At 46.9% G+C, this 19,230-nt stretch carries 17 protein-coding genes and 1 tRNA gene; 6 read left to right on the top strand and 12 right to left on the bottom strand.

Annotation, left to right across the window (positions count from 1 at the left end):
- The first annotated feature begins 207 nt into the window (after nucleotides 1-207).
- The 3 genes from H6F63_RS05165 to H6F63_RS05155 all read left to right on the top strand — a co-directional run bounded on the left by H6F63_RS05165 (nucleotide 208) and on the right by H6F63_RS05155 (nucleotide 3,338).
- Nucleotides 208-1,497, top strand: a complete 1,290-nt coding sequence (locus tag H6F63_RS05165; protein ID WP_190635438.1) for a glucose-1-phosphate adenylyltransferase — start codon at nucleotides 208-210, stop codon at nucleotides 1,495-1,497.
- Nucleotides 1,498-1,678: 181 nt separating this feature from the next.
- A complete protein-coding gene (locus H6F63_RS05160; protein ID WP_199297694.1) occupies nucleotides 1,679-2,239 on the top strand; it encodes an AAA family ATPase in 561 nt (186 codons plus the stop codon).
- A gap of 85 nt (nucleotides 2,240-2,324) precedes the next feature.
- A complete protein-coding gene (locus tag H6F63_RS05155) occupies nucleotides 2,325-3,338 on the top strand; it encodes a J domain-containing protein (protein WP_190635437.1) in 1,014 nt (337 codons plus the stop codon).
- A gap of 99 nt (nucleotides 3,339-3,437) precedes the next feature.
- Here H6F63_RS05155 and H6F63_RS05150 read toward each other — a convergent pair whose 3' ends face one another.
- Together H6F63_RS05150 and H6F63_RS05145 are read right to left on the bottom strand one after the other, a co-directional pair.
- Nucleotides 3,438-3,977: a redoxin domain-containing protein gene (locus H6F63_RS05150; protein WP_190635435.1), complete on the bottom strand. Its 540-nt coding sequence runs from the start codon at nucleotides 3,975-3,977 to the stop codon at nucleotides 3,438-3,440.
- Nucleotides 3,978-4,141: 164 nt separating this feature from the next.
- Complete coding sequence (locus tag H6F63_RS05145; protein ID WP_190635434.1) at nucleotides 4,142-4,459, bottom strand: hypothetical protein; 318 nt, start codon at nucleotides 4,457-4,459, stop codon at nucleotides 4,142-4,144.
- A gap of 169 nt (nucleotides 4,460-4,628) precedes the next feature.
- On the opposite strand from H6F63_RS05145, the gene H6F63_RS05140 reads away from it, so the two are divergent.
- Nucleotides 4,629-6,086 carry an ATP-binding protein gene (locus tag H6F63_RS05140; protein ID WP_190635429.1) on the top strand — a complete coding sequence of 486 codons (1,458 nt, stop codon included), beginning with the start codon at nucleotides 4,629-4,631 and terminating at the stop codon, nucleotides 6,084-6,086.
- On the top strand, nucleotides 6,083-6,976 hold the full coding sequence (locus tag H6F63_RS30895; protein WP_190635428.1) for a tetratricopeptide repeat protein: 894 nt from the start codon (nucleotides 6,083-6,085) through the stop codon (nucleotides 6,974-6,976). The genes H6F63_RS05140 and H6F63_RS30895 overlap by 4 nt, the downstream gene beginning before the upstream one ends.
- Here the strand turns inward: H6F63_RS30895 and H6F63_RS05130 are convergent.
- From H6F63_RS05130 to H6F63_RS05120, 3 genes are all read right to left on the bottom strand, one after another.
- Entirely contained in the window at nucleotides 6,949-7,242 is a 294-nt protein-coding gene (locus tag H6F63_RS05130) for a DUF3349 domain-containing protein (RefSeq protein ID WP_190635422.1), read from the bottom strand. The genes H6F63_RS30895 and H6F63_RS05130 overlap by 28 nt on opposite strands.
- A gap of 2 nt (nucleotides 7,243-7,244) precedes the next feature.
- On the bottom strand, nucleotides 7,245-7,649 hold the full coding sequence (locus H6F63_RS05125) for a DUF1308 domain-containing protein (RefSeq protein WP_190635419.1): 405 nt from the start codon (nucleotides 7,647-7,649) through the stop codon (nucleotides 7,245-7,247).
- A gap of 218 nt (nucleotides 7,650-7,867) precedes the next feature.
- A complete protein-coding gene (locus tag H6F63_RS05120) occupies nucleotides 7,868-8,473 on the bottom strand; it encodes a peroxiredoxin (RefSeq protein WP_190635417.1) in 606 nt (201 codons plus the stop codon).
- A gap of 139 nt (nucleotides 8,474-8,612) precedes the next feature.
- Here H6F63_RS05120 and H6F63_RS05115 point away from each other — a divergent pair, with 139 nt between their 5' ends.
- Entirely contained in the window at nucleotides 8,613-10,667 is a 2,055-nt protein-coding gene (locus tag H6F63_RS05115) for an amylo-alpha-1,6-glucosidase (protein WP_190635414.1), read from the top strand.
- 29 nt (nucleotides 10,668-10,696) lie between these two features.
- On the opposite strand, the gene H6F63_RS05110 is transcribed toward H6F63_RS05115, so the two are convergent.
- From H6F63_RS05110 to H6F63_RS05080, 7 genes are all read right to left on the bottom strand, one after another.
- A tRNA-Met gene (locus H6F63_RS05110) sits at nucleotides 10,697-10,768 on the bottom strand.
- Between the two features lie 91 nt (nucleotides 10,769-10,859).
- On the bottom strand, nucleotides 10,860-13,352 hold the full coding sequence (locus tag H6F63_RS30890) for a peptidoglycan DD-metalloendopeptidase family protein (protein WP_190635413.1): 2,493 nt from the start codon (nucleotides 13,350-13,352) through the stop codon (nucleotides 10,860-10,862).
- Between the two features lie 735 nt (nucleotides 13,353-14,087).
- Entirely contained in the window at nucleotides 14,088-14,552 is a 465-nt protein-coding gene (locus H6F63_RS05100) for a tRNA (cytidine(34)-2'-O)-methyltransferase (RefSeq protein ID WP_190635412.1), read from the bottom strand.
- A gap of 293 nt (nucleotides 14,553-14,845) precedes the next feature.
- Nucleotides 14,846-15,985 (bottom strand): glutamate--cysteine ligase, encoded by a 1,140-nt coding sequence (gene gshA, locus H6F63_RS05095; RefSeq protein ID WP_190635409.1) that lies wholly within the window; start codon nucleotides 15,983-15,985, stop codon nucleotides 14,846-14,848.
- A 108-nt stretch (nucleotides 15,986-16,093) separates the two neighbouring features.
- Nucleotides 16,094-17,011, bottom strand: coding sequence for a histone deacetylase (locus H6F63_RS05090; protein ID WP_190635607.1), 918 nt, complete (start codon nucleotides 17,009-17,011; stop codon nucleotides 16,094-16,096).
- Nucleotides 17,012-17,171: 160 nt separating this feature from the next.
- Nucleotides 17,172-18,440, bottom strand: a complete 1,269-nt coding sequence (locus H6F63_RS05085; protein ID WP_190635407.1) for a hypothetical protein — start codon at nucleotides 18,438-18,440, stop codon at nucleotides 17,172-17,174.
- Between the two features lie 541 nt (nucleotides 18,441-18,981).
- Entirely contained in the window at nucleotides 18,982-19,224 is a 243-nt protein-coding gene (locus H6F63_RS05080; RefSeq protein WP_190635406.1) for a hypothetical protein, read from the bottom strand.
- Between the last annotated feature and the right edge of the window lie 6 nt (nucleotides 19,225-19,230).

Here is a 19,230-nt window from a genome sequence, read left to right as displayed (position 1 = left end):
AAAAGTTAAGTGACTGGGGACTAGGGACTAGGTGTTGGCTATAGGAAAAAGTTATCAGACCAAGAGTAACTAATTCATAACTCATAACTCTCCCAGTCCCCAATCCCCATTCCCCAATCGCCAATCCCCAGTCCCCCCCCTTGCAAACTTCCCCACACAGTCCGACACTGGTCTTGGAAGTTCATTGGCAGTCGGGAGGCTTAAAGCGTGAAAAAAGTATTAGCTATTATTCTCGGTGGCGGCGCAGGCACCCGTCTTTACCCGTTAACTAAGATGCGGGCTAAACCAGCTGTACCCCTGGCAGGAAAATATCGCTTGATCGATATCCCAGTCAGTAATTGCATAAATTCAGAAATTTTCAAAATTTACGTCCTAACTCAATTCAACTCAGCTTCACTCAATCGGCATATCACCCGCGCCTATAGCTTTTCTGGGTTCACAGAGGGATTTGTTGAGGTGCTAGCCGCCCAGCAAACTCCGGAAAACCCCAACTGGTTTCAAGGCACCGCCGATGCTGTCCGCCAGTATCTCTGGCTGTTGGACGAGTGGGACGTTGATGAATACCTGATTTTGTCGGGAGATCATCTCTACCGGATGGACTATCGCCAGTTCGTGCAACGCCACCGCGATACCAATGCTGATATTACCCTCTCCGTTGTGCCGATGGATGAGCGTCGGGCATCGGATTTTGGCTTGATGAAAATTGATGACACCGGGCGGGTGATTGACTTCAGTGAAAAGCCGAAAGGCGATGCGTTGCGGAGTATGGAAGTCGATACGACTACCCTGGGTTTAGATCCAGAACAAGCAAAGAAAAATCCCTTTATTGCCTCAATGGGGATTTATGTCTTTAAAAAAGAGGTGCTGATGCACCTACTGCAAACTAACCTCGATAGAACCGATTTTGGTAAGGAAATCATCCCAGCTTCGGCGAACGATTTCAACGTTCAAGCTTACTTGTTTGATGATTACTGGGAAGATATTGGAACCATAGAGGCGTTTTATGACTCTAATTTGGCGCTGACCCGGCAACCGGAGCCTCCTTTCAGCTTTTATGATGAAAACGCCCCGATTTATACTCGCGCTCGTTATTTACCCCCCAGTAAGCTGCTAGATTGCCAGATAACAGAATCGATTATTGGGGAAGGCTGCATCCTAAAAGAATGCCGGATCCAGCATTCGGTATTGGGAGTGCGATCGCGTATAGAATCCGGTTGTCTAATCGAAGACACTCTGGTAATGGGTGCAGACTACTATCAACCCTTCGCTGAACGACACTCTAACTCTCAAGATGGGAAGGTTCCCCTGGGTATCGGTGCAGGAACAACAATTCGCCGCGCCATTATTGACAAAAACGCTCACATTGGTTGCAATGTCCAAATTATCAATAAAGACCGCGTGGAAGAATCCAACCGTGAAGACGAAGGTTTCTACATCCGCAGCGGTATTGTTGTAGTGCTGAAAAATGCCGTGATTGCCGATGGAACGGTGATTTAAAGATTAGGAGTTATGAGTTTTGAATTAATAGCTTCGGGCGCATCTCAATGAGAGCAAAAATACCAGGCAATGTTCCTAATCGCAACCGCACAAACAAAGTCCACCTTCGCAGACTTATATATACCCTGCTCCCGGCAGGCTTTGTTTGTGGAGCATCGATTCTAGTCTGAGGGCAATTAATTTGTCAAATTCTGATGCTCCCATAACTCCTCATTCTTCACTCTTAACTCCTAAATATTCAGCGCTTTTTTTACTTATCGGACTTCCCGGTAGTGGCAAATCGTCTTTAGCAAAACAACTGGTTGCAGAATGTGAACAGCGGCGACTGATTTCCACAGATGGGATTCGAGAGCAACTATTTGGAGATGAAGCCGTGCAGGGTGAGTGGCATTTTATATGGCATGAGCTACAGCGGCAATTAATCCAAGCCCTTCGGGAGAGACATCAGGCGATTTACGATGCTACAAATGCGGCTAGGAAACATCGTCGGGAAGTGATCGCTATTTCCCGTAACATTGGTTTTACCCACATCACAGGGATATGGTTGGATACGCCACTAGAGGAGTGTCTAGAAAGGAATAGAAGGCGCCAGCGTCAAGTTCCAGAAGAAGTCATACTGAGTATGTACCAACAACTAAAAGACGCACCACCAGCCCTGAATGATGGATTGGATCGTCTGATCCGGTACTCTGTGACAAGTACGGAAATTGCGATCGCATCCATGAGAAAGAACCGAACTTAAACCCATTGACTCCTTTGATAGCCTAGCTCTGAGGGATCTAAATAAAAAAACTTAAACTAAATATTAAAGCAGAGGAGATAGGCTGATGGCTGCAACCGACTTCAAAGACTATTACGCCATCCTGGGAGTAAACAAAACCGCCAGTTCAGACGAACTTAAAAAAGCCTACCGCCGACTGGCACGAAAATACCACCCCGACATGAACCCAGGTAACAAAGAGGCTGAAGCACGCTTCAAAGAAGTTAGCGAAGCCTACGAAGTGTTATCTGACCCCGAAAAACGCCAAAAATACGACCAATTTGGGCAATACTGGAGACAAGTCGGAGAAGGATCGCCATTCAGCGGCGGCGGTGGCGGCGCTGGAACTAACGTTGACTTTGAAGGCTTTGACTTTAGCCAGTACGCGAATTTTGATGAATTCGTCAACGATCTTCTCGGCGGTTTAGGCGGTGCTAGTGCAAGAACTGGTGGACGCAGCACCGGACGGCGGACAAGCTATCGCACATCCACGGGAACTGGATATACAGACTTTGGCGGTTTTGCCGAACAGCCTTCTGGAGTAAGCGCCGATAGAGAAGCCAGCATCAAACTGGGTTTATCGGAAGCATTTCACGGCGTTCAGAAGCGTCTGTCTTTAGGAAATGAAACTATTGAAGTGCGAATTCCTCCCGGCGCTAAAAACGGCAGCCGCATTCGCGTCAAAGGCAAAGGCTCTGTCAGTGCCTACACCCAACAGCGGGGCGACTTGTATTTAATAGTAGAACTTCTGCCGCACTCTTTCTTCCAATTTGAGGGCGATAATCTGGTCTGCGAAGTGCCTGTAACGCCCGATGAAGCCGTCCTAGGGGCGCAGATAGAGGTTCCGACACCAGATGGCACCGTCAACGTCAACGTTCCCCCTGGAGTCCGTTCCGGTCAATCTCTGCGACTGCGCGGCAAAGGTTGGCGCAACCCTAAAGGCGATCGCGGCGACCAGTTAGTGAAAATTCAGCTGGTAACGCCGAGAGACATTACCCCAACTGAACGCGAATATTATGAAAAAATCCGCGCCAGTCGCTCCTTCAACCCCCGCAGCAGTTTGTCACAGGTGAAGCTGTAGGCGTAGACCTAACCCCCAGCCCCTTCCCTTCAAGGGAAGGGGAGCAAACTGGAAGTCCCTCTCCAAAAGGAGAGGGGTTGGGGAGAGGTTCACCTGAATCTACAATCGGCTGACTGCATCTAACAGCGTCTCTACAGAGGCATTATGGTCAAGGAAGGAGAACAAATGCCTGTAGCGCAAAATCCCATTTTTGTCAACAACGAACTGTCCAGGCAAAGGCGCACCCAAAGCTTGACCCGTGCAGTAAGCCCGAAACGTCCGACAACTGGGGTCACTCAGCAACGGCATCTTTAAACCCAAGTCTTTAACAACAATTTTGCTCTGTTGCTCATCGGTACTGGTAATCATCAACACTGCTACCCCCCGACTTGTGAACTGCTCGTAGTTTTCATTCAGCGCTTTGATGTGCGGGAAGCAAAAAGGGCAATATTGCTTTTCAGTGAAGATGCGGGTAAGGGCGACGATAACAGGTTGTCCCTTGTAATCTGATAACTTGACTTTCCCGCCATTGGTGATGTCCGGTAATTCAAAGTTTGGCGTAGTTTCTCCCAGATTCAGACTATTTGTTGCTGGAATCGGAAAGAAATTCTGGAAAAAGCGTTGATTCAGCAGTCCGCTAAAGTCGGTAGAAGTCAGCATTGTAATACCATTTTGCTCTTATTATTGTAATTTTAATATTGCTTTACTTATTTGTGAGCGGATTTGAGGAAGATGCGATCGCGCTTTCATCCCCAACAAAAATCGCATCTCCTACTTTAGGGGATGCGAGTGTAGCTTAAGCTGAGTAATTTCAGTTACAAGTGTTACCCAACTACTAAATTAACTTTGACGCTGTGACCAAAAGCTTTCAAGAAAGCTGCTTCTACATCGGGTAACTTTTGTATTGCCAGTTTGAAAATAGGTAGCGATCGCACTTTAATGCAAGCTTCCTCATTACTGAAAGCTATGAGTTTCCCATGCTGACTCATCAACGCTTTCGTAGTCCTTACCGAAATATGCACAATTACCCCTTTCCAGATTAGGTCTAGCATATCTTGAATTGCTTTTTCCATTTGCTTAAGCGGGTCGATTTTCTCTACGTTTAATGGCAGTTCCATCTGTACGAAATTTTGAGCTTGCATTGTCTTACTCCTGAGCGTTTGTTTTAACTGGCAAGAAGCGATTATGCTGTTCACTTCCTCCCACATCCCTAGAATCTTTGATTTACATGAATTTCACCAGACGCAGATTAGGCTCAGTGGGAGACTGAGCTAAAATTGAGCTTGACAATCAAAAACTTAGGTTGTAGTCATGCCTTCGCTGAGAGCTTCACAGCCGGGACTAGCAATAATTAAGCAAGCCAGGAACGAAAAGGGATGGACTGTAGACGACGAAAGATGGCTTAAAGAAGCCAGTAAGGTTCTAGAGCCAGACAAAAATTGGGAAGACTTCGAGCAAGTAGCTAACGGTGTCTCACTAGCAACTTGGAAACGTTTTTCGCAAGAAAGAAAGTCTATCAATACTGAAGCTTTCAAGGCTTTTTGTCAGGTTTTAGGATTGAACTGGGAAGAAGTTGTTGAACGCGCTTCAACCCCACAAACAGCTGCACTTGTACCCGATTCTGCCTCTGATGACGGTCGAATACGTCAAGAGTTTGATGATGGGGAGACTCGGTGGGTAGGTCGTGAAACACTGATTACCAGCCTGATCAAGAAGTTGCAAGGAGACTGCCGAGTTTTATCAATAGTAGGTATAACCGGGATTGGCAAGACATCCCTGGCAGCAAAGCTAACACGAGAGCCTGAAATTCTTCAGCTATTACCAGAATTAAAGATAATAAGCTTCTCTCAAGAATCACCCAACTTTGAGGCGCTGGCACGTCAGGTTTTGGGACATCAGGTAGCAAGAACTGAGCAGTTACAAACATATGTAGATGCAATGGTAGCGGAGTTACAGTCGCAACCGTGTTTGCTGGTCATAGACATGATTGAGGAGGCTTTAAAGGCTGATGGTAAAACAGGTCATCAATTCAAGGAGGAAGCTTTTACAAAGTTCTTGGATCGGGTTGTTAAAGTCGATAAAATGCCTAGTCGAATCATCCTGACCTCTCAAGATCAGCCTCCAGTCATGGCTGAAGGGCGCTATTCACAGCGATCCCACACAGAACTGCTGAAGGGTTTGCATGAATCAGAAGCCAAGGAGCTGTTTAGAGTTTGGGATGTCAGGATACACGAAGACGCGGATTTGGATTACCTCAAGCGCATCATCAGCGTCTATGAAGGGCATCCACTAGCATTAAAGGTAATTGCGGGTGAAATCCGAGATGAACCCTACCAAGGAGATGTCCAAGCTTATTGGAATGACTATGGACATGAAATTGAAGAAGTGGAACGGATGAAAAACGCGCCCGAACCAAGTTCTAGGGAGGATAAGCCAAGACTAGATCGCTATAGCACTAAACTGACAGACTTGGTTCAAACGCGCATTGAAAAAACTTTTGAGCGCTTACATAGAGCATACCCAGTCGCGTGTTTATTGTTCTGCATGGGAGCTATGAATAGACGTGCTACAGAACGCCGTGCTTGGCTCCTTTTAATAGGAGAGTACCCATGCGAAGAGCAAAAATTAGCCTTTCAAACATTGGAACGACGGCTTCTTCTGGAGACAGAAAAAAAAGCCCAAAACATTACCTATCGTTTGCACAGTCTTAACCGTAGAGTCGCACTAGATAATTTGCCCAAGCTTGAAGAGGAGGTGTTACTAGCGTGAGTAGCTTCTACAGAGAAGTGCAACTGCAAGAGCTTTCAGAGCAAGAGGTTCTGAATTTGCGCTATAACGCCGTAGGTAAGTTGGTTTTGCTTGAATCTGATTGTGCTGTTGAAGAGAACGGAACAACTCAAACAGCTAGTGAGGTATCAACTGTATCAATCAGAAAGCTAACCATTGAAGAAAAAGCTCACCTTCGATTAGCTTTCTATTATTTAAAGGTCTATCAACCGGAGCCAGCTTCTCCCGATATTCCTAACATAGAGAAGGCAGGCAGTTTCTTAGAAGCGTTTTACCATCTGTGTCAAATAAAGGCCTGGGAAGAAGCTGCCAAAATAATAGGTATTCGCTTCGAGACTTCTATCAATGAAGAATCTCTCATTCCCTTGAGAAGTTGGGCGTTCTATAAACTTGAGCAGTATTCAGAAGCTCTGGAATATTTGCAGGTAGCATTAGAGATTTGTCAAGAAACTGGTGCTAAGTCTCTTGAGGCTATAACTCTCTATGATTTGGCAATACTCCATCTGATTTCTGGCGAAATAGCTCTAGAGTATTGTGAGCAAGCTTTAGCAATTGCCAAACAATTGAAAATCCCCTTGGAAAAACATTGTGAGCAATTAAAAATACTTTTGCTCGAAAGTGAAGCAAAGGTATATATATCTCTAGGAAAGTATCTCAAAGCTATTGATTTTTATAAGCATAGGTTAACGTTTGCACGGGAATTGCAAGACCGCCAAGGTGAAGAGAGGACTTTAATTAATCTGGTCAAGGCTTACTGTGCATTGGGAAATTATGAAAAAGCACTTGAGTACAATCAACAACATCTAGCTATCGTAAAAGCAACGTTACAGCAATTAACGCCACGTTACTCCTCTTTCAGCCACTCTTCATAACCGCAAGCAAGTAGACGCTGTTTGATTTTGTCAATAGCATTAGGTGGAGGCACATCTGTTGATCTCACCCCATACACATCATTCAGAACAATATAATAATCTTTTCCAGTGTAATGAGCGATAACTTGTGCAAGACTGCGATGGCTCATTTCATCAGAAAGCAGTGCTAAAAGTGGCAAATAAGATTCGGAGTCTATTCCATCAGGAAAGCCACGCTGAATTAGCTTATACGTACTTAGCAAATAAGGTGCAATAGTAATTTGCATAATTAGTTTCCTGTTAGAGAAAAAGGGGAATGGATATATACATTGAAATCTACACCTTGAGCTAGAGCCGACTTAACAGCGTTAACATCTGCCGTCATGGTTACAATGCCCAACTGGTCGCCAGTTCCTAAAATAATAATATCGTTTTCTTCCAACCTTCTTGTAGGTCGGAGGCTTAATGCTCTAGCCGAGGGATTGTCGGGAGTAATAGTCAGTATTTGTAGAAATCGGCTAGTTCTTTCCTGTTCTAAGACACCACCACTACGCTGCACAATACGAGTGAACTCATTAAATGCTGTCTGAGTTATCACCATTTGTTTTCCTAGGACATATTCTCGCAACTGATAGCGGATAGGCGAACCTTCAGCGATGAACGCCAAGGCTGTGTTGGTGTCCAAATTAACCATCTCAATCTCACACCCAAAACCATTTTGTGTTTATACACTAAATTGATGCAAGCAAGAAGCGATCGCATAAAATCAACAACACCTAGCCATCGTGAAAGCAACGTTACAGCAGTTACAGTAATTAAGTAAAACCCCAGCAGGCTTTATCTAAGCTGTGCTGGGGTTTTTAAATTAATTCAAGACTGAATTAGTCCTGAAATTGACTCGCTATCTGGAAATTAAACAGCGGCAAAGTAAGTCTTCGACTTAACGGGGTCAGGAACCATCGTCTTGTCGCCTTCTTGCCAACCAGCGGGACACACTTCATCGGGGTGTGACTGCACGTACTGGAACGCCTTGAGGGTACGCAGGGTTTCATCGACGTTGCGACCAACTGCGAGGTTATTGATAGTCGCGTGTTGGATAATTCCTTCTTTGTCAATGATGAATAAGCCGCGCAGTGCTACTCCAGCTTCAGGATCGAGAACATTGTAAGCAGCGCTGATGGTTTTCTTGATGTCAGAAACCAGAGGATAGTTCAGGTCGCCCACGCCGCCTTGTTTGCGCTCACTTTGTATCCAGGCTAGGTGGGAGAATTCGCTGTCAACGGATACGCCGAGGACTTCAGTGTTGAGCTTCTGAAATTCTTCATAGCGATCGCTAAAAGCGATGATCTCCGTGGGGCAAACAAATGTAAAGTCTAAGGGATAGAAGAATAAGACTACATATTTGCCACGATAGTCAGACAGTTTAATCGTCTTAAATTCTTGATCTGCCACAGCGGTTGCAGTAAAGTCAGGGGCAGCTTGTCCAACCCGAAGGCACCCTTCTGCGTGGTGAGTCATGAATCGATTCTCCTTGAATTATTTTGCTACTAAATGAGCTGGTTCAGGGGTAATCTAGTTTGGGTCTACCCTGGACGCAACGATTGTTTATTTACGATCTGTTACGAATATATCATACTCATAACGAGTTTGAGTAGGAATGGATAATTTGGATACGAGAGAGTGGCTGCTTACCAACGGGTTAGGGAGTTTTGCCAGCGGTACTGTCTGTGATGCCCGGACTCGAACTTATCACGGTTGGTTGATTGCTGCCCTCGATCCGCCGAGTCAGCGGACTTTATTACTATCTCACCTGGATGCCAGTTTGGAAGTAGCAGGGCAGATTTTTGCACTTTCAACAAATTTCTGGACGAATGACAAAGTTGACCCTTTGGGGTATCAGTTGCTGCGTTCTTTTGAGATTGAGCCAGTTCCCAGCTGGGTTTGGAGTGAAAGCAACTGGCAGCTAGTCAGGCAGCTGGTGATGCCCTATGGAAGGATAAAGGAGGAAGAATCTGGCAACCGGATTTTGATTCAGTATCGCTATGAAGGCGACACTGCGGCGACGCTGAGGCTGCGACCCGTCATAGGCGATCGCAATTTTCACCACCAGCAATCAGCCGCATCCGAATTACACTTTTCCCAATTGGTGGCGCAACAGCAAATCTGCTTGCAAGCCATGCGTCCAGATTGGACTGGCACACCCTGGCATCTGCGCTGGAGTGCGGGAGACTATAAACAGGAAGGGGTTTGGTACTGGCATTATTACTATCCAGAGGAGAAGCAGCGTGGTTTAGCCGACACGGAAGACCTCTATAGCCCTGGATACTTGACGGTGACGCTGCAACCGGGAGACGCGATCGCCCTAGAAGCAAAAGTCGGATTGCCCCACCCCGACCAACCAGACCTCAGTCCGCTAGACTTTCAGCAAGCGGTGCAGACACAGGAACAACGATTGTATCAGTGGCCAAGTTGTCAAGTTGAAACGTTGTTAGAATCTTCCCACCTACCAACCCCAACCGACAACAGACAATCTCCAATTTTTCAGCAACTGTTACGAGCCGGCGACCAGTTTATCGTTTACCGTGCATCTATTGCTGGCCCTACGGTGATTGCTGGCTACCACTGGTTTAATGATTGGGGACGCGACACGCTGATTGCTCTACCCGGATTAGCTTTAGCAACTGGGCGATACGCTGTGGCGAAGGGACTGCTGGAAACTTTTGGGCGCTCTTGTCGCAATGGTTTGATTCCGAATGCGTTTCCGGATGCTGGGGCGCAGCCATTTTACAACAGCATTGATGCTGCGCTTTGGTGGATTGAAACGCTAGGACTTTACCTGGAAGCGACGCAGGATTGGGAATTCTTAGCGCAACAGTATCCCGTGGTGCGGCAGATTTACAAAGGTTTTATGGCTGGCACCGATTACAATATCCGCATTGATGCGGCGGATGGGCTAGTGACTTGGGATTTTCCGGGCGTGGCGCTTACGTGGATGGATGCGGTGATTGATGGTCAGCCGGTAACGCCTCGTTGTGGCAAACCTGTAGAAATAAATGCTCTGTGGTACTCTGCTTTGTGCTGGGCTAGCCGTTGGGCGCAACAGCTGTTAAGCGAACCGGGTGCTAATAGCAGGTGGCTGAGTAATCAGCGCGATCGCTATACCCGACAGGCGCAACAGGTGAAAGCATCGCTGCAAAAATTCTGGAATCCAGGGCGGGGATACTTCTACGATAGGATTGCGCCGGATGATGTGCCTGACCCCAAGATTCGCCCAAATGCGGTTTTAGCTCTCTCCCTTTATCATTGCGGGTTTCCTGCCGCTCAAGGACGTTCTGTGTTAAAACTAGCCTCCCGTAGGCTTTTAACACCCTATGGTCTTCGCAGCCTCGAAAGGGACGATCCGGAATATGTGGGTACTTATACTGGCAATTCCCACTATCGCGATCGCGCTTATCATCAAGGCACAGTCTGGAGTTGGCTGATTGGCCCCTATATCCGAGCTTGGAGCCGTTTCTACGATTCCGAACCCGTTCCCTTTGATTCCCTACCCATGCTGGAACACTTCCAGCAACAAGCTTGTTTGGGTTCAATTTCCGAAATTTTTGATGGCGATCCGCCTTATGCAGCTCAGGGTGCGATCGCCCAAGCTTGGTCAGTTGCCGAACTCATCCGGCACTATCACGACTTAGGCAGACACGGGAAAGGAGAATAATTCAGCTTTCATCCTTCCGTCTTTAGTAATGGCTCAGGTTGGATTTGAACCAACGACCGAGGGCTTATGAGTCCCTAGCTCTGCCACTGAGCTACTGAGCCGTGCTTTTCTACACCTTTGCAAGTATAGCATAAAAAAAAAGGCAAAAGAAAAAATCTTTTGCCTTTTTCCTTGAAAAGTAAAAAGTAATTTTTACTTTTTAGGTAGAAATGCCATCGGGTTGACAGCTCCCCGTCCAGAGGAATGCACCTCAAAGTGGAGGTGAGGGCCTGTACTGTGTCCGGTGCTGCCCATTTCCGAAATTTGCTGACCTTGATCAACCTGTTGCCCTTCTCGCACCAGAAGGCGGTTGTTGTGGGCATAGCGAGTCAAGCTGCCATCAGGGTGCTGAATGTCAACCAGGTTTCCGTAGCCACCAGAGTTCCAGCGTGCATAAACCACGACCCCAGGAGCGGCAGCAAAAATAGGTGTGCCAACCGGAGCAGCGATGTCAATCCCCTTGTGCATCCGTCCCCAGCGGCGACCATAGCCGGAGGTCAAGACACCCTTTGAAGGCCAGATGTATCCAGTGAATTGTGGGTTTTCTGGCAGGTAGGGATTTGGCCCTGGTAGGGGCGGTAATTCGGGAGAAACCTGCTGACCGAAGGGGGTTTGAAGTGTCGGATTATAGGTGTCTGCTCCTGATGGTGCCGCTGCTACCACTGGCTGCTGTCTTCTAGTAGTCCGTGGATTGGCGGGTGCAGGCACCTTGATTTGGATTGGAGCCTGCGATCGCTGCTGTTGCCGTCTTTGCATTTCTGCTTGTACGGCTTCGTTGTACCGATTGGGACTATACTCCGGATTGATCGGAGCGTTGTATTGAGAAGGCTTCACCGGATTAGCGGCTGGAGGAGCAACCTTTACGGTGACAGGAGCAGTCGGCACAGCGATGTTAGCTACGGGAGCGTTTGAGTTGCCCGCGCCACCGTTCTGCTGAGCGCGATACTGTTGACGTAGCTTGACAATTTCCCCCCGGAGTTTTTCAATCTGCGGGCTGTAGTCGGAGTCCTCTTGTTCGATTTGTTCGCTAGAAGACTGATTCACATCGTTGTCAGCAATCAGTGTGGTGCTGGGTAAGGGATTACTAGCAACTAGCACTGGTTTGACGACGGGTTGGTAAGCCTCACCTTGCGCTCGTATCTGTGTTGGTACGACTGGCACCGAGGTAGGCAAAGTGGGAACAGAAAGACTGGCTGTAGCAGACTCAGAGGCGAAGTCTTTTGTCTCTACAGATTGTCCAGGTACTGGTGTAAGACCTGGAATCACTGTTACACTCTGGGCTTGCGGGATTTTCAGCGGTTGATTGACCCGAATCACGTTCGGGTTGTCTAACTGATTTGCCCGGATCAGTTCTGATCTAGAAATGCCGTGAGTGCGAGCGATCGCATCAAGCGTATCTCCTGGTCTTACCTGGTAAAGCTTGGCGGGGGTTCCATCTGCCTCAACAACAGCTATCGGTGTTGGTGCTGCTAATGCAGTCTGAACTGGCAGGGGTTGGACTGCCAGGGGTTGGTTAATTGCTAAATTCGGTACTGGCTCACTCTGGGTTTCATTTACCCCAGGCAGTGGTAACGTTGGTGTTTCTATCGCCGCTTGTGTTTGGCTGGCGGGGATGTGGTTAATCACCCGATTCGGGACACTCAAGGAAGGTAGCGGCGCTACCACCGAATTTGGCACCTGGGTATCCGCTACTTCTACTTCAGCGGATTGAGGATTAATTGTTTGAGCTTGTTCAGTGACTTCTGGCTGCCCAGCAGATTCACTATTTAACTCCTGAGACTTCCACTCGGACAGACTGCTCTTTAAGCGGCTTTGCTGCTCTTTCAAGCGGTTCATTGCCGCGTCTTGTCTTGCTTTAAGTAGCTCATTTACATTGCCGGGAATCGTAACTGATTCACCGACCCGAAGCGTTCCTGCGTTGACTACCCCAGCTGATTGCTGCACCTGGGAAGAAGGAACCCCATAAGACTCAGATAGCTTTTCTACAGTATCGCCAGGCTTTATTTCGTGAACGATGCCGTTCACTGACGGAATTTTTACCACTTCTCCAGCTGGGAGGACAGAGCTGGATTTTATCTCGTTGGAAGTGGCGATCGCAGCAGGTTCTACCTGGTAGTTTTTTGACAACTGCCAAATCGTCTGCCCCTGCTGCACTTTGTGTTCAATCACGCGCGGGGCATTTTTCGATTCTGCTTGAGCTTCCGGCTCTACCTTTGGTGCTGGCGCAATTGCTTGAGCTTCCGGTTCTACCTTTGGTGCTGGCGCAACTGCTTGAGCTTCCCGCTCTACTGAAGAAGGCTCTGGTGCGACTGAGGAAGTTTCTGCTTCTCCAAAGGTGGAAACAGCAGCACTTTCCGCGGCTACGGTAGCATTTGTCGAACTTGGCTCTACGGCAACCGGGTCTGCTGCCATTGCTTCGTCGCCTTTTTGCGGCAACAAGAGGCTGGAGGCTCCCATCGAGATTGCCAATCCAATCATGGCGGCAGATGTGCGAGCGCGGCGGTTGACCTCTTGAGAAGTTGGCTTCAAAGAACCTGCATCTGAGTCCGGTTGCGTTCCTGCGGACAGCAATGCGTTCGCATCCTTGTCAGATGCACAGGAAGAGGAAGGAATCGATTTAATCTTGTGCGTGAATGGGCGTTTCAAACACGACCTCCTAACTTATGACGAGCGCTTAACTGTCCCTGAATGATTTTTTACCAGTCAATAGGACAAATCACATCGAAAAGTGATCTAAATCACTGCCAGTAATGATACTTAGGCAAGATTACCCTGATTTTTTGATTTAGACAAGTTTACACGACTGGGAACATAATTCAGTCATGAACAGCTCAGGCTTGACCTCTTCGGCTGAAGATTTAATCATTGCGTCAACCATGAGCCTTTTGTCAAGAGCTGGCAAGCTATAGGTCTGTTCATTACTCTGGCGTCGATGATATTGGAACATACTTGCTAGACTTGCTTTGCTCCGGAATACTTGCAGAACACTTTAGTTCTTGGCATCCTGCTGTTGGTTTATTACCAGATGAAACTTTAAGCTTATTTTGCCCAATACAACAACCGTGAAATTATGTAGATCGCTCTAACTAATGGCGTAGATTGCACTGACCCGGCAGCCCTAAAAATCTTTCTAGAGGTTGGGGCACGGGGTTTTGGGCAACTGTACACTCCCAGCTATTGCATGAATAAAAGCTATCATCATCTGTCCTTCGTAGCTCCTATTACTAATAGAAATTTCTTATCAAAGCCATACCCATTTTGTAGCCTGCATAACTGAAGAATTGTAAATAAAATCTGCGTGAAAGAAAAGAGTCGTTGGTGATTAGTGATTAATCGCTGGTCATCAGCTAATGACCAGTGACTAAAGATTACAGACATTTTTCATCCTTCTAGAATCCCTAGTTGGCGACGGGCTTCAAATAGACCAACTGCCGCACTTACAGACAGATTTAAGCTGCGAACGTGGGGCTGTGCCATAGGAATATAGACGGTGGCACTACAAAGGGCAAGAACTTCTGGGGGCAGCCCAGTAGTTTCACTGCCAAATAATAACCAGTCATCAGTCTGAAACTGGAACTTAATATAACTACAACTTCCAGAAACGCTAAAGCCAATCAAGCGCCCACCGTGGTTCTCTTGGAAAGCACGAAAGTCTTCTAAACGCTGGTGGTAGTGCAGATTTACATAAGGCCAGTAATCTAATCCGGCACGTTTTAGGTAGCGATCGCTGATTTCAAAACCCAGCGGCCCTACTAAATGCAATTCGGTTCCTGTGGCGGCGCAGGTACGGGCTATATTGCCAGTATTGGGCGGAATTTGCGGATGAACGAGGACAACAAAGGGCATGAGATGAAAGAACTCTCTGACTCAAACACCAACTGTATGCTGGCAATTCAAAATGTGCTTAATGACAAAGTGATATATACATATTTTTTATATGACCTCCGAATTTCAAATAGATTAAATATTCTGATCTCAACAAAAATCTCCGCCGCCGAAAAATTATCCAGCAAAAAGCCAAGAAAAAGCAAGGAAGGGTAGCTCAGGATCAAGGGATTAGGGATTGAGAATTGGGAATTGGATAAAAATCTTGCCCAACCCCCAGTCACCAGCCCCCAGTCCCCAATCCCTCAAATACTTCAGACGACTAAACCCTGGCACAATTTATCTTCTAGTTCTTGTTCTTGGTCAGCCAAACCTTGAATGGCGGCGACCATCACGCTGTGAGTATCTAGACCTTGCTCTTGTAAATTTAACCACTGCTCAGCAGCATTTCCTTCACGAAGAATTTTTTGTAGGGGTGAGAGGAAGCAACTAAAGCCCATTTGTTTAGCCATGTACCAAACTTCTTGATAAATTTCTTTAATCCAATCTCGTGCCAAAATCGGTCTACCGTCTTGCCAATGCCGCAGTTCGGCATCTAAACTGTGACGGGCAGCAGCATCTTCGTTGGCATCCGTGAGGGCAATCAAGTCTTCTGAGGACAATTGGCTCATTTGCAACGGGTCAAGGCTGGGATTATCAATCATCTGCAAAAGTCGAGCTTCTAACAAGGCTGTGACAGCCAGCAACGCAATCGGATCGGCAATTAAGTCACAGATCCTCAATTCGAGCCTGTTGAGGTCGTGGGGGCGCTCGTTACCATTTGGTCGCACAGATGACCAGAGGTGGCGGACATTTTGCATCGTCCCAGCTTTCAGCTGATCTTCTGTCCACTGGATAAAGTGGGCGTGGCTTTCAAATAAGGGGACGTGGGCGGGAGTTTTTGGGAAGAGTCCCCAGCGAGTCGAGTGATAACCAGTGGCTAACCCATCGAGAAACGGGGAGGAGGTGCTGAGGGCAAGGTACAGGGGTGCTTCTGTGCGGATGAGGCGAATTGCCCGCATCAGTAATTCTGGATCGCTGATGCCGATGTTGATATGAACGCTGGCTGTAACTACCTTGGTGCCGTAGGTGTTTTCAATATAGTCGTGGTAAGGGTTGTCGGGGTCAGAACGCCGGAAAACTTCGCTTCCTCCCAATGACAGCGTACTACCCGGAATCAGTGTGTAATCTCCCTGGCGTTTTAAATAATCTCGTAGTTGCCGCCGAGGACGCACCAAGGCACATAATAATTCGTCGTAACAATAAAGCGGTTCTGTGGTATATTCCACGTTGCGGCTATCTGGCTCCCGCACGAATCCATCTAGGTCTGCCACAATCCGGTCGGATAAACCCACAATGTCACCATTGGGGGTGCCAGTATACATTTCAATCTCGAAGCCTTTTGATAGAACCACGATTTTTCCTCAGCGATAGTTTGAGTAATTAGTTAGGGATACGGTTGCACTCACCGTTCAAAAGTGTATCGAAGAAGACGAAACAAATCCTCTGCTTCTAGTTTGGCATCACAGCCTATACTGGCGATAGACATTGCTGGCCGCTCGGTGTAAAAGGGAGTGGCGGTAAACTAGGGAATCAAGATCGTCGGCATAACCGCCGCCAATTACGCAAGCGACTGGGAAACCAGCAGCAACACAGGTACTCAAAACTTGCATCTCGCGGCGGAAAATCCCTGTATCGGTGAGGGCAAGTTTGCCTAAGCGATCGCCTGCATGAGGGTCAACACCTGCATCATATAATACTAAATCTGGCTTGACATCTAACAGCAAATCTGGTAAATATTTTGCCAAAGTTTGCAGGTAGGCGTCGTCTTCCATCCCGACTGGCAGGGGAACGTCAAGATCGCTTTGTTGTTTGGTGCCGGGAAAGTTGACTTCGCAGTGCATTGAGAAGGTGAAAACACTGTTGTCATTTTGAAAAATATATGCTGTACCGTCGCCTTGATGCACGTCTAAATCTAGGATGAGGATTTTACGGATAAGTCCGAGATGTTGCAAGACGCGGGCGGATATGGCTAAATCGTTAAAAATACAGAACCCCGATCCGTAACTGGGAAAGGCGTGATGAGTTCCGCCAGCAGTGTTGCAAGCTAAACCGTGAGTTAGTGCTAGTTTGGCTGTGAGAATTGCGCCGCCTACGGCAATGCAGGTACGATTTGCGAGTGCAGGACTCCACGGCAAGCCAATTCGCCTTTGTGCTTTGGCATCTAAGGTGCCTTGGCAGTATGCTTGGACATATTCCGGGGTGTGGACTAATTCTATCCACTCTTGGGGTGGGTGTTCGGGTATGTATATTTGCTCTTGGATGGCTACGCCATCAGCTAAAAGCATTTGGTAGAGTTTGCTGAATTTGGGCATGGGGAAGCGATGCCCTTCTGGGAGTGGTGCGACGTAATCGGGGTGGTAGACTATCGGCAAGTCCATTAAGTTTAAGAATTTGAACCGCGAAGGAAGATGGGGACTGGGGACTGGGGACTGGGGACTGGGGACTGGGGACTGGGGACTGGGGACTGGGGACTGGGGACTGGGGACTGGGGACTGGGGCTGGGCAAGATTCTTATCCAATTCCCAATCCAAAATCGGATCAGCGGCGATAACGCAAGAGTTTCCAGGTATAACCGCTAATTAGGCAGCCTAATCCAATGCTGAACAACATAACAATTATTAGATTAGCTAAGGGTAAAGCTATGTTTTGTTGGTTGTTTATTTGGTTGGGGTAAGGTTGGGTTATATCTTTGATTAGGGCTGAGGCAGCTGAGGCGGCGACTGAGGCTACTCCTACGCCGACACCAGTAGCGGCGACGATGTTTTCTAGGTTGCGATCGCGTTTTGCCTGTTCTATCTCTACTATGCCTCTAATTGTGTTAATTACGTCTTCTAACACTCTCAAGGCTGGGCTGAAGCTGTCAATATCTTGTTGGATTTGAAGTTGGTATTTTTGCTTTACTGTTTTGTTAAAATCTTCTAGAAAAAGCAAATCTGTTTCACCATATTTACTGGCTTTCTGAATTATATGGTCTAAATGCTCTTGGTAGTTCTTCTGGTTTGTCTCAATTGTATGCAACTGAATTTCTAGATGGTTTAAGTCTGAAGCATACTGAGACAAAATTTTTATATTTTCTCCTAAAATAACTTGCAACTTTTTCAAGGGTATCTGTTTGAGTATTTCCCCAGCTTGAAAAATATGGACAAAGCTATTTTGCAGCCCCTGTCTTAGTTTTTGCGACTCACAATAAGCCCAAATTATTTTATTACGATAGGAGAATAGCTTCATCCAGTCTTCGTAATATTTGGCAGCTTCACTTTCAGCCGCTACATCTGGATAGAATATAATAATAGCGTGGTGATTTTCTTCTATGTCCCCACTATGGGGCGGTTGCCAGATTTCAAAAACTGTTGCACCTAGAAAATTTCCCTTTTTTGGCTTTTGCCATTTCCCAAACATCGCTGCTTCGTAAGCTTCCTGGGCAAGGATTTCTACAGGCGTGTCAGAATTACGAGGTAGAACCCCAGAAATTATCCAGGTTTTGCCGATATTACCTTGTTTATCAGCCGCCAGCTTTCTAAGAGTTGGGAAGCATTTAAACGATTGTAGATAATCTCGATCGTCGATTTGAGAATTAAACAAAAGCCCGTAATTATCGCTGAAGCGTACCGGATAATAAAAGCCTTTGACGGGATATCCATCGACGCGATCGCTAAAAGTATAAAAAGCTTCAGTTTCCCCCGCAAGAGTTAGTAATTCCAGGTAATCAGGATCGGTAAAAATTGCCTCCTCAGCAGAGGCGAGTATGGGTTGTAACTGTAGAGGGAAGTTATTCCAGAAGGCTTGCTGATTTTCTTCTATTTGCATGGGATTGTCTCCCAACCCGTTTCTGAGGTGGTAAACAAATAGATCCACTTTGGGAAGAAATAACAAGTTCATCGGGAGAGTATACATATGCCAAAATACCTGGCGATTGAAATCGCGGCTATACAAACTTTCGTCGGACTGCGCGGACTTAGAATTAATATATAGCGTCTGATGAAACCTGCGTGAGTAGGTTTTGTTTGTGTAGAGACGTTGTATACAACGTCTCTACAAAGATCCTCCTAGAAAAGGTAATAGACGCTGAAGCCATTTTTTTTGACCTGTCGCCTTTTCTAATTCTTCTTTAGCCGCTTGTGGCATATTATCAGAATTGAAAGTGTATTGAGCAATATTTTTCAGTTGATCTGGGGGGATGGGTGCGCTAAGATTTCTTAGCGAGGTTGGAGGTGGTTTGGCGCAATAAAGTTTGTTTAAGCGATCGCACCTAGAACCCCAGCATCCTATCGTTTATTTCCTCGCCCCCAGTACACCTCTGCATATTGTGCTTCCATTGGGATATTCTCTCTTTCCTCTGCGGTTCGTTTTAATCGCTTCTGGTCAGGTACTTGCAACCCAACGATGGGAACCGCCAAACAAACGCCGAAATTATCTTATAAGCGATCGCTAAATCCTGCTTAGCATTACCACCACGGCATTTACCCAATTTTAGGCTGGGCGAATCAAGGAATAAGCGATCGCGCTTACCCAAACTTAGCCAGAGGATGCGATCGCTAGAACTAAAATATTTGTAGTACGCCGAGATTGCCACATTACAAGCAGAAAACATCAGCGG

Origin of the sequence: Trichocoleus sp. FACHB-40, from assembly GCF_014695915.1 — a bacterium.
Classification (GTDB): domain Bacteria; phylum Cyanobacteriota; class Cyanobacteriia; order Cyanobacteriales; family FACHB-T130; genus Funiculus; species Funiculus sociatus.
This window is presented reverse-complemented; position numbering and strand designations above follow the sequence as displayed.

Bases quoted from the DNA above. Each gene is read 5' to 3' on its own strand.
- H6F63_RS05155 (WP_190635437.1), top strand. From the start codon at position 2,325: ATGGCTGCAACCGACTTCAAAGACTATTACGCCATCCTGGGAGTAAAC.
- H6F63_RS05150 (WP_190635435.1), bottom strand. From the start codon at position 3,977: ATGCTGACTTCTACCGACTTTAGCGGACTGCTGAATCAACGCTTTTTC.
- H6F63_RS05145 (WP_190635434.1), bottom strand. From the start codon at position 4,459: ATGCAAGCTCAAAATTTCGTACAGATGGAACTGCCATTAAACGTAGAG.
- H6F63_RS05140 (WP_190635429.1), top strand. From the start codon at position 4,629: ATGCCTTCGCTGAGAGCTTCACAGCCGGGACTAGCAATAATTAAGCAA.
- H6F63_RS05130 (WP_190635422.1), bottom strand. From the start codon at position 7,242: ATGCAAATTACTATTGCACCTTATTTGCTAAGTACGTATAAGCTAATT.
- H6F63_RS05125 (WP_190635419.1), bottom strand. From the start codon at position 7,649: ATGGTTAATTTGGACACCAACACAGCCTTGGCGTTCATCGCTGAAGGT.
- H6F63_RS05120 (WP_190635417.1), bottom strand. From the start codon at position 8,473: ATGACTCACCACGCAGAAGGGTGCCTTCGGGTTGGACAAGCTGCCCCT.
- H6F63_RS05115 (WP_190635414.1), top strand. From the start codon at position 8,613: ATGGATAATTTGGATACGAGAGAGTGGCTGCTTACCAACGGGTTAGGG.
- H6F63_RS05100 (WP_190635412.1), bottom strand. From the start codon at position 14,552: ATGCCCTTTGTTGTCCTCGTTCATCCGCAAATTCCGCCCAATACTGGC.
- H6F63_RS05090 (WP_190635607.1), bottom strand. From the start codon at position 17,011: ATGGACTTGCCGATAGTCTACCACCCCGATTACGTCGCACCACTCCCA.
- H6F63_RS05085 (WP_190635407.1), bottom strand. From the start codon at position 18,440: ATGCAAATAGAAGAAAATCAGCAAGCCTTCTGGAATAACTTCCCTCTA.
- H6F63_RS05080 (WP_190635406.1), bottom strand. From the start codon at position 19,224: ATGTTTTCTGCTTGTAATGTGGCAATCTCGGCGTACTACAAATATTTT.